The 4,313-nt window shown below is 62.7% G+C and carries 5 protein-coding genes; all 5 read right to left on the minus strand.

Annotation, left to right across the window (positions count from 1 at the left end):
- Positions 1-105: 105 nt before the first annotated feature.
- Positions 106-1,146, minus strand: coding sequence for a heme-dependent oxidative N-demethylase family protein (locus GGR00_RS28025; RefSeq protein WP_184702829.1), 1,041 nt, complete (start codon positions 1,144-1,146; stop codon positions 106-108).
- A gap of 42 nt (positions 1,147-1,188) precedes the next feature.
- The gene (locus tag GGR00_RS28030) at positions 1,189-2,154 is read right to left on the minus strand and encodes a PDR/VanB family oxidoreductase (protein ID WP_055970984.1); all 966 of its coding nucleotides are present in this window, start codon (positions 2,152-2,154) and stop codon (positions 1,189-1,191) included.
- Positions 2,151-2,744, minus strand: a complete 594-nt coding sequence (locus GGR00_RS28035; RefSeq protein ID WP_343065663.1) for a dimethylamine monooxygenase subunit DmmA family protein — start codon at positions 2,742-2,744, stop codon at positions 2,151-2,153. The genes GGR00_RS28030 and GGR00_RS28035 overlap by 4 nt, the downstream gene beginning before the upstream one ends.
- A 19-nt stretch (positions 2,745-2,763) precedes the next feature.
- A complete protein-coding gene (locus GGR00_RS28040) occupies positions 2,764-3,897 on the minus strand; it encodes an aminomethyl transferase family protein (protein ID WP_055970980.1) in 1,134 nt (377 codons plus the stop codon).
- Between the two features lie 324 nt (positions 3,898-4,221).
- A partial coding sequence (locus tag GGR00_RS28045) for a formate--tetrahydrofolate ligase (protein ID WP_184702149.1) occupies positions 4,222-4,313 on the minus strand: 92 nt, incomplete at its 5' end.

A 4,313-nucleotide genomic window follows, 5' to 3' on the forward strand; every position in this document is an offset into this window, starting at 1 on the left:
TCATCAGATGCTGGCCTCCACCCAGCCAGCATCTTGAATCACAAACCACCTTCTTTGGGAATCCTACGATTCGCTCAAGATAGGAAACGCTCTAGGGGCCGAAGCCTACTCCGGGCCGAAGCCGGGCGAGGTCGGGGCGCCGTCGTCATATTTCGACAGCCACTCGACGACGGTCTGGCGGTAGCGCGTCAGGCCCTTGTACTCGGCGAGTTCGTCGGGCAGGTCGCGCAGCACGCGGTGGAAGCGGCGGCCCCATTTGGCGACGCTCACCAGTTCGTCCATCTTGAGCAGGTAGCAGCGGATCGGGAAGACCAGCGCGTTGGAGCGCGGCAACCGGAAGAAGGTCTGCAACTCGACGCGCAGATGCACCTTCTGGCCGACATTCTCCGGCGTCACCGACAGCCGGTCGCTGCCCCATTTGTGGAAGTTCTCCGGGCTGGTATCGAGCCGCGGGTTGATCGTCATCGTCCAGTTCAGGCGCCGCGCCGGCTGGCCCTGCTGGATGTTGGTCAGGAACTTCAGCGCGCGGGTGAAGACCCCCATTTCATGCGCCAGCGGCACCGGCGCATGCCATTCGAAGAAGTTCATGCCGATGTCGAAATCGAGTGACCAGTCGGCCTGGGTGGTGATCATGCCGGCATCCATCCAGAGGTTGCCGTCACGCTGGTCGAGGATGGCGAAGTCGCCCTGGCTCTGGCGGGTGATGTATTCCATCGGCCCGTAGGGCAGGGTGGAGACGTCGCCGAAGGTGAAGGTGTCGTCGATGCCGAGCGGCCGGTTGATCCAGCGCCAGCGGTCGCCGTCGCGCGTCAGCTCGAAGTGCTCGGGATAGCCATTGGCCATCTCGGTCATCAGGAGTTCGAGCAGGTCCCAGCCGGCCAGCGTCATGTGCGGCAGCGACTGGCAGCGCAGCGGATCCTCGGCCAGGACCATGGCGCGGTCCTGCATTTCGGAAACGTAGTGCTCGTCGACATCGATCAGATGTTCGAACACGCTGTTCTTCGGCCCGGCGACATGCGGCTCGATGTTGACCGAGTACATGTAGGCGTCTTCATGATAGGGAAACGGAAACCGTTTGACCTGTTCCGGACTGTTCCTGAAGGTAAAATCGTCGCGGAACGTTTCTTTCCTGAAGTTAATTCCCATCAATTCCTCCCTCTTCCAGAGCGCCGTGCGCCCCGGGATCTGCTACCGTTCGAGAACCAGCGAGCGGCCCTCGAAACGCGAGACGCATGGCATGATCTTCTTGCCTGAGCAGTGCTCCTCATCGCTCAGCCAATGGTCGTTGTGCTTGAATGTGCCGTCATAGGAAATGACGTTGGTCTCGCACTGGCCGCAGACGCCGCCGCGGCAGAGATAGGGCGGATCGACGCCCGCCGCCTCGATCGCTTCGAGCAGGCTCTGCTGCTCGCCGACGCGGATTTCCAGGCCGCTCACCGCCAGCTTGACGTCGAACGGGGTTCCCGGCTGGGGCGCTGCGAAATGTTCGTAGTGCACGGAATCGTCCGGCCAGCCATGGGTTGCCGCCATGTCGCGCACCCATTTGATCATGCCGGCGGGGCCGCAGACATAGATATGGGTGCCGAGCGGCTGGGTGGCGAGCAGTCGCTCGAGCGGAATCCGCTCGTTGCGCTCGTCGAGATAGAGGCTGACGCGGTTGCCGTAGCGTTCGCGCAGCACCTCGGAGTAGCTGCCGAGCGCTTCCGAGCGGCAGGTGTAGTGCAGCTCGAAATTGCTTCCGGTCGACGCGAGTTGCGCCGTCTGGGCGAGGAACGGCGTGATGCCGATGCCGCCGGCGATCATCAGGTGCTTCTTGGCCCGCAGGTCCAGCGAAAACAGGTTCACCGGGTAGCTGATCACCATTTCCATGCCGCGCTTGACGCGGTTGTGCATGAACAGCGAGCCGCCGCGGCCGACGTCGTCGCGGCGCACCGAGATGGTGTAGTCGCGCGTGTTGAGCGGCGAGCTCATCAGCGAGTAGGGATTGAGGCGGGTCGTGCCATTGTCGCGCATTTCGACGACGACATGGGCACCGCCGGAGAACGTCGGCAGGTTGCCACCGTCCGTCCGCTCGAAGTGGAACCGCTTCACCAGTTCGTTGACCGCGACCACTTCGGTCACGGTGACGTTAAGCTTGTTTGTTCCCGCGCTCACCGGAAAATCTCCTCTGTCTGAGGGATCTCGGTCGGATCCTCGGCATTGATGCAGACGCCCTGGAAGGCGGCATGGCGCTTGGAGTAGTGGTCGCGCACCAGCAGCAGCAGCCCGCAATGCGAGCAGGTGACCGGCTGGGTGGTGACGTTCTCGGTAATGCCCTTGCAGTGCACGCACTGCACCCGGCGCGCCCACGAGCCGCGATGTTCGGTCTGGATCGAGGCCGGGTCGATCCCGGCTTCGATCGCCGCCTGCATCATCTGGCCGATCAGGCCTTCGGTGCCGGCAAGATAGACGCGCAGGCCCATATGGGCGTTGGCGAGTGTCCATGTCAGGCGCGGCAATGCCGCCGCGATCGATGGGCCTTCATAATACTGGGCCGGCTTCAACGCCTTCAGCGACGGCTGGAAGGTGTCTCCGGTACGGCCCGGTATGAACATGATGTGTGCACTGGCGAAGAAGTCCGCGGGAGCCTGCTTCGCCAGGTCCAGGATCGCGGACGCCCCTTCGGCGTCCGCAATGAGAAGGTGGCTCTTGCCGGCCTGCGGTGACAATGTTCCGTAGACCGGGCGACTAAGGATCGTCTTCACCGGTGCACTGTCCAAGGTCTCAGCCCTTTGCCGTCCGCTTGAGCTTCTTCGGATCGTCGAACGGCAGCGACTGGGCGGTTGCCTTGACCGTCCCGCTGGCGTTGCGGATCTCGAGCGGCGTACCGACGATGGCGCAATCGACGTCGAGACGGGCGATGCCCATCGACTTCTTCACCAGCGGCGAATACATCGCACAGGTCACGACGCCGACCTTCTTGCCATCGCGCCAGATCTCGGCGCCTTCGTCAGCTGCCTTGTCGCTGTCGAGCACCACGCCGAAGATCTTGAAGCGCTCCTTGCCCTTCAGGCGATAGTGCTCTTCGGCACCGCGGAAGCCGGTCTTGCCGGGGCTGACGGTGAAGTCGAGGCCGAGCTCCCACAACGTATCGCCAGGGCCCTCGTTTGCGAACGGGTACTTCTGCGAGTTGTCGTACGGGTAGAACAGAAGGTAGCTCTCGACGCGCAGCATGTCGAGCGTGGTGAAACGCGTCGGGATGATGCCCATCTCCTTGCCTTCGGCAACGATGGTGTCCCAGATCGTGCCGGCGTCCTGGCCGCGGCAGAAAATCTCGTAGCCGCGCTCGCCGGTGTAGCCGGTGCGCGAGATCATCACCGGGAAGCCGAACAGCTGGGTCTGCATGTGGTGGAAGTAGTTGAGGTCGCGGATGCCAGGCACGTGCTTGGCGAGGTAGTCGACCGCGAGTGGGCCCTGCAGCGAAAGGTCGTGCAGGTTGTCATCGAAGCGGACCGACACGTCGCGGCCGATCGAGGCGCGGGTCAGTTCTTCGTGGCCCGAGCCGGCGCCGTGGACGACCATCCAGGAGTTCGGGCCCATGCGGTAGATGACGCAGTCGTCGGTGAACTTGCCGGCGTCGTTGAGCATGCAGGCATAGACCGACTTGCCGGGATAGATCTTCTCGACGTTGCGGGTGGTGCAGAGGTCAATGACGTGGCCGGCGTGGGCGCCGGTGATGTGGACCTTCTTGAGGCCCGAAACGTCCATCAGGCCGGCCTTGGTGCGGATCGCGACATATTCCTCGTTCGCGTCCTTGTCGTACGACCAGGCTGTGCCCATGCCGCTCCAGTCTTCGAGATTGGAACCGAGGGCACGGTGGCGATCGGCCAGCGTGGAAAAACGCCATGAAGCTGTCATTGGTAGTACTCCTCCAGTTAGTTCCTCCCGCCTGTTCCGGTCACCCGGCCTTGAGGCGGACGTTGTTGGGGACATATTGACTCGAAACTTGCCCGAAGAGCAATATCCAAGTGCAAGAATTTTTACTGATAGGCAACTTTTAATAGGCCTTCAGCGAGAACCGGACGCGAACCGGCATGGTCCGTCCGGGCTAGGGAGAGTCCAGGCCACCCCCATGCGCGAACCGAAAAAAAAGGCCCGGCACATTGTGCCAGGCCTTGAAGGGCGCTCCGGGCCTGGGGGACAGGAGGGGTGGAAAGGAGCGCCTTGGGAGAGAGATTTATCTCAGAACAGGCCTTCGATCTGCCCGGCCTCGTTGAGGAAGATCTTTTCCGAGGACGGTGCCTTGGGCAGGCCCGGCATGGTCATGATCTCAC

The sequence above is a fragment of the Aminobacter aganoensis genome (assembly GCF_014206975.1).
Taxonomy (GTDB): Bacteria; Pseudomonadota; Alphaproteobacteria; order Rhizobiales; family Rhizobiaceae; genus Aminobacter; species Aminobacter aganoensis.